Origin of the sequence: Arthrobacter sp. HMWF013, from assembly GCF_003061105.1 — a bacterium.
GTDB lineage: Bacteria > Actinomycetota > Actinomycetes > Actinomycetales > Micrococcaceae > Arthrobacter.
The window spans coordinates 1-3,880 of sequence record NZ_QAIQ01000304.1; the positions used below are offsets into that span (position 1 = coordinate 1).

Here is a 3,880-nt window from a genome sequence, read left to right on the forward strand (position 1 = left end):
GTCGAGTACGGACTCGGACACTCCCCGCAGATTGCCCCGTTCCAGGCGTGCGTAGTATTCGGTGCTGACACCTGCGAGCATGGCGACTTCCTCGCGTTTGAGTCCGGCCACCCTTCTGGTTCCACCGTAGGCGGGCAACCCCGCCTGTGCCGGGGTGATGCGTGACCGCCGGCTCATCAGGAACTCGCGGACGTCTTTGCTGTTGTCCATAGCCCTAACGCTACGACCTGCCGCGTCGCCCTAACAGGAACTGCCAGTACACCTCACGGCAGTGACTCCCACAGGAGGGACCGGACTGGTTGTCTTGAATAAATACCCCCTTGAAAAGGAACCCACATGAACATGAACAGCGTGACCCTCAACAACGGCGTGGAAATGCCCGTCCTGGGCTTTGGCGTCTTCCAGATCCCCGAAGAGGAAACCCAGGCCGCCGTCGAGGCGGCCCTCGCCGCCGGCTACCGGCACCTGGACACCGCGGCGTCCTACGCCAACGAAGCCGCTGTGGGCGCGGCGGTCAAAGCCAGTGGAATCGGCCGGGAAGAACTCTTCATCACCACCAAACTGTGGATCCAGCACGCCCCCACCGGCAGCGTCGAAGAGGACACAAAGCGCGCGTTCGAGAACTCGCTCCACCGGCTCGGGCTGGAGTACGTGGACCTGTACCTGATCCACCAGCCCCTTGGTGACTACTACAGCGAGTGGCGGGCCATGCAGGACCTCAACGGGGAAGGCCTGGCCCGTGCGATCGGTGTGTCCAACTTCCACCCGGACCGGCTGGTGGACCTCATCGACCACAACGAGATCGTCCCGGCCGTCAACCAGATCGAAACCCACCCCTTCCACCAGCGTGCCGCAGATCAGACGCTGATGCTTGAACGCGGCGTCCAAATCGAATCCTGGGGGCCGTTCGCCGAAGGCAAGAATGGTCTTTTCACGAACGGGACCCTTGCCTCGATCGGGGAGACACACGGCAAGTCCGTGGCGCAGGTGGTTCTCCGCTGGCTCATCCAACGCGGCGTCGTCGTGATCCCCAAATCCGTCCGGCCCGAACGGATGGCCCAGAACCTCGATGTCTTCGACTTCACCCTCACCGACGAGCAGATGACCAAGATCGCCACCCTGGATACCGGTGCCAGCCAGTTCTTCGACCACCGGGATCCGGCCATGGTGAGCTGGCTCGGCGGACGCCGGATCAGCTGATCCCCACGACACTGACCGGAAAGACTCCCAGATGACAAAAAACCAGTGGACCGTCGGCAGGCGCTCTGTCCTGGCGGCCATGACGGGTCTGGGCGCGGCCATGGTCACGGCCGGAATTTCAGGCTGCAACGTGGAAGACAGGACCCGGCCCGCCCAGGAGACGCCAACGTCTCCAAGCACACAGAACATCCCGGCCGAACGGGAAAACGGGCGCATCCTGCTGGCTTACTTCTCCCGCGCCGGGGAGAACTACTACTACGGGGGCCGGACCAACCTGGAGATCGGGAACACCGAGGTCCTGGCCGGCATGATCAGCGCACTCATCACGTGCGACGTCCACCGGATCGAGGCGGCAGACCCCTACCCGGAGGACTACGAGGAGACAGTTACGCGCAACGTCCGCGAGAAAAGCGCCGACGCCCGCCCGGCCATGGTTGCCCCGTTGCCTGACATCGGCCAGTACAGCACCGTATTGCTGGCCAGCGGGATCTGGAGCAGCCGCGCCCCGATGATCATGAGTACCTTCGCCGAACGGTACGACTTCGCCGGCAAAACCATCCATCCCGTCACCACCCACGCCATGAGCGGCCTCGGCACCACGGAACGGGACTATGCCGCATCCTGCCCCGGCGCTGTCATCGGCCAAGGACTTGCTGTTCAGGGCGAGGAAGTCCGGGATGCCGGGGCGGACGTCGAATCCTGGCTGCGCGGCACCGGACTCCTCAGGAGCTAGGCACCTTACCCTCCGAAGCCGCGCGGATTCCTCTTGACATTGCCCCCGGTCAGGGAGCTCTTATCGAGTATCGGCCTGATACGAGAGGGAGTGGTGGCCATGCCTGCCGTCCATACCAGCCAGGAGAAACAGTCCCGCCTCCGGACCGGGGCAGCTCTGATGACGATTGCCGGGCTGGCCTTCGTGGGGTACGCCGCAGCCTTCCTGGTCCTTAACTTCTCGGGTGCCTTCCTGGAGCTGGGCATCGGTCCCGACGAAGTGGACAAGGGGAAGGCCGAGGTCGAGGCCTTCAGCCCGGAACTGTCCCACTACATCAGCCATCTGCACATTGCGCTCAGCGGCTTCATCGCCGCGACCGGGCTGGCCATCGCAGGACTGTCATGGTTCGGGGTCCGCCGGGGAGAACGGTGGGCCTTCGCCACGGCGGTGACCGTTCCGGTCGTCGGACTCCTTGTGTCCGTCCCGGCGCATTACCCCTGGGGCCTGGCCACGCTGGGACACCTCGGCCCGGTCTACGCCGCGGTGGCCATTTTCCTGGCGGGGGTGGCGGTTGCCTACAGCGGACTGCGGAGCCCAGGGATGGAACACGGCTGACCACGCGTGGGTGCGGCGTCGTGGCAGAGCCCACATCCGGGTGCTAATCTCGGAATTGCCAAAGGCGGGCACCCGGACTCCGGGCAGCTATCTACCAGGCGCAACATCACCTCGCAGCAGACGCTGAAGCCTGGTAACCGTCGCATCTGGTCCTACTGGTACCGCAACGGGATACAGGCTTCCTCGCATAGGGAGCCACCATGAGTACCACCCTCACCGCCGAACAGTATCTGGCCCGGTCCATCCAGCTGGCTACGGCAAACGTGCACAACAGCGGCGGGCCCTTCGGAGCCATGATCGTGACCGCTGATGGCCGGACGTTCGACGGCGTCAACCGCGTCACAGCAGACCACGATCCCACCGCCCACGCCGAGGTCACCGCGATCCGCACGGCCTGCCGTTCACTGGGGACCCACGATCTCACTGGCGCGGTCCTGTACACCAGCTGCGAACCGTGCCCCATGTGCCTGGCCTCCGCGCTGTGGGCCCGCATCGAGAGGTCGTCTTCGCCGCGGACCGGCATGACGCGGCCTCGGTCGGCTTCGATGACGCCGTTTTCTACGAATACTTCGAGAACCGGGACAGGGACAAACTGTTGCCGGTGGCCAAGCTTGAGCTGAACAGTCGGGAGGCCCCCGCGCCGCTGGAGCCGTTCACCACCTGGAACACCCTCACTTCAAGGATCGACTACTAGGGAGCAGGCGTTCCCCTGATCACCTTCGGGGGTACGACAATATGGGAACCACCGCATTCCCGGAGAAATGCAGTTCCGGAAGAAGGAGCGCCGCCATGCTGGACCTGATACCTTCGCTCAGCTCATGGCCGCCTGCTGTGGCCGGCCAGCCCTACGCAGTGGCCACGATTGTTGCGGCGAGAGGCTCGGTGCCGCTGCCAGTGGGGACATCGATGCTGGTCGCCGGGTCCGGGGATGTCCTGGGCAGCCTGTCCGGCGGGTGTGTGGAAGGCGCCGTGGTGGCGCTCGCGCTGGAGGCAATGGACGACGGCGGCACCCGCCACGGGACGTTCGGCTACAGTGCCGCTGATGCCTTCGCCGCCGGACTCACCTGCGGCGGTGAGCTGGAGATCCACATCGAGCCCGCCTGCGGCGGCCGCGGCCGCCAGCTGCGGCAGGCCCTGGAGCAGCTCGCATCCGTCCGCCCGGGTGACCCCGTGGCCCTGGTGCGCCGGCTGGACACCGGCGGCGGCGCCGTCGTGATCCTGGACCCTGAAGCGTTCACTGTGGGCGGGTCGCCGGAAGTCGCCGCGCTGCTGGGCCTGACAGGCGGCGCAGACCAATCCCGTGCGGCGCGGCTCGAAGCCCTGCTCCGAGCCGGCGGGGCCGGTCTCCTGCAC

Annotated in this window: 5 protein-coding genes and 1 pseudogene; 5 read left to right on the forward strand and 1 reads right to left on the reverse strand. The window is 65.7% G+C overall.

The genetic code is table 11. The features are described 5' to 3' along the window. Positions 1-210 (reverse strand): helix-turn-helix domain-containing protein (locus tag DBR22_RS11565; protein WP_146187481.1); only part of this gene is annotated, 210 nt, incomplete at its 3' end. 132 nt (positions 211-342) lie between these two features. On the opposite strand from DBR22_RS11565, the gene DBR22_RS11570 reads away from it, so the two are divergent. From DBR22_RS11570 to DBR22_RS11590, 5 genes and pseudogenes are all read left to right on the forward strand, one after another. Then, positions 343-1,200 carry an aldo/keto reductase gene (locus tag DBR22_RS11570; RefSeq protein ID WP_108599137.1) on the forward strand — a complete coding sequence of 286 codons (858 nt, stop codon included), beginning with the start codon at positions 343-345 and terminating at the stop codon, positions 1,198-1,200. Positions 1,201-1,231: 31 nt separating this feature from the next. Beyond that, on the forward strand, positions 1,232-1,933 hold the full coding sequence (locus tag DBR22_RS11575; RefSeq protein WP_108599135.1) for a flavodoxin: 702 nt from the start codon (positions 1,232-1,234) through the stop codon (positions 1,931-1,933). Positions 1,934-2,032: 99 nt separating this feature from the next. Beyond that, a complete protein-coding gene (locus DBR22_RS11580) occupies positions 2,033-2,527 on the forward strand; it encodes a hypothetical protein (RefSeq protein WP_108599136.1) in 495 nt (164 codons plus the stop codon). 200 nt (positions 2,528-2,727) lie between these two features. Beyond that, positions 2,728-3,221, forward strand: a pseudogene (locus tag DBR22_RS11585) (nucleoside deaminase). A 95-nt stretch (positions 3,222-3,316) separates the two neighbouring features. Further along, positions 3,317-3,880, forward strand: a 564-nt coding sequence (locus tag DBR22_RS11590; RefSeq protein WP_181365143.1) for an XdhC family protein, incomplete at its 3' end; no start/stop codon positions are given.